The organism is Jannaschia formosa (assembly GCF_003340555.1).
GTDB classification, from domain to species: domain Bacteria; phylum Pseudomonadota; class Alphaproteobacteria; order Rhodobacterales; family Rhodobacteraceae; genus Jannaschia; species Jannaschia formosa.
The window spans coordinates 1-1,351 of sequence record NZ_QPLJ01000086.1 but is presented as its reverse complement, the minus strand read 5'-3'; the positions used below and the strand labels follow the sequence as shown (position 1 = coordinate 1,351).

Annotated in this window: 1 protein-coding gene; it reads left to right on the top strand. The window is 69.4% G+C overall.

What is annotated here, in order from left to right; all coding sequences use genetic code 11:
• Positions 1–1,338, top strand: a 1,338-nt coding sequence (locus tag DR046_RS22885) for an IS5 family transposase (protein WP_115384631.1), incomplete at its 5' end; no start/stop codon positions are given.
• Between the last annotated feature and the right edge of the window lie 13 nt (positions 1,339–1,351).

Genomic DNA, 1,351 nt, shown 5'->3' with positions numbered 1-1,351 from the left:
GACCTGCTGCGTCCCCGACTCATCAATCTGATTGACATGCGCCATGAGCTGGTGAGGCTCGAGGCGCTGATCGACTGGGAGTTCTTCGAGGCCGAATGGATGGGCTTCTTCCCCTCCCACACGGGCCGGCCGGCGACCTCGCCGCGGCTGGTGGCGGGACTGCTCTACCTCCAGCATGCCTACGCGCTCTCGGATGAGGCGGTCGTCGCGCGGTGGGCCGAGAACCCCTACTGGCAGCACTTCTGTGGCGAGACGTTCTTTCAGCACCGTCCGCCGATCGACCCGTCCCCGCTGACGCGCTGGCGCAAGCGGATCGGTGAGGAAGGCGTGGAATGGCTGCTGACCAAGATGATCGAGGCGGGGCGGGACGCCGGCATCATCGATGCGCGCTCCACCCGCGACGTGATCATCGACACGACCGCGATGGAGAAGGCGATCGCACATCCCACCGACGCCCGGCTCTACGAGAAGGCGCGCCTGCGCCTGGTGAAGCTCACCCATGAGGCGGACCTGCCCCTGCGCCAGAGCTACGCGCGCCTCGGGCCCCGGCTGGCCCGGCAGGCGGGCCGCTACGCCCATGCCCGGCAGTTCAGGCGGATGAGGAAGGCCCTGCGGCGGCTCAAAGGCTACACCGGCCGCGTGATGCGCGACATGGCCCGCAGGCTGGCCACGGTTGGGGATGATGGCCTGCGCAGCCGCCTCGAAGACGAACTGGCCCTGGTCGGCCGCCTGCTCGCTCAGAAGCCCCGCGACAAGCGCAAGCTCTACGCGCTGCACGAGCCCGACGTCGACTGCATCTCCAAGGGCAAGGCCCACAAGCGCTACGAGTTCGGCTGCAAGGTCTCCGTCGCCACCACCCATCGCGAGGGCTTCGTCGTCGGCACGCGCTCCATGCCCGGCAACCCCTATGACGGCCACACGCTCCACGAGGCGCTCGAGCAGGTCGAGATCCTCGCCGACATCCGACCCAAGCGCGTCTTCGTCGACCGCGGCTACCGCGGCCACGGCATCGAGCCCGCCAGCGGCACCGCCGTCTTCATCTCCGGCCAACGCCGCGGCATGACCCGCGCCCTCAGGCGCGCCCTGCGCCGACGGTCGGCCATCGAGCCCACCATCGGCCATATGAAGACCGACGGCCGCCTCGCACGCTCACCCCTCAAGGGCACCTTGGGCGACGCGCTACACGCCGTGCTCTGCGGCGCAGGCCACAACATCCGCCTGATCCTCGCCCACCTCAGGGCGCTCTTCGCCGAAATCCTCGCCGCGCTGCTCCGCCTCATCGGCAACGCAGCCTTCACCCCAACGCCGCCGAAGCGTCAGATCGCGCGCCCCGCGTGATGTTCAGGGCGGA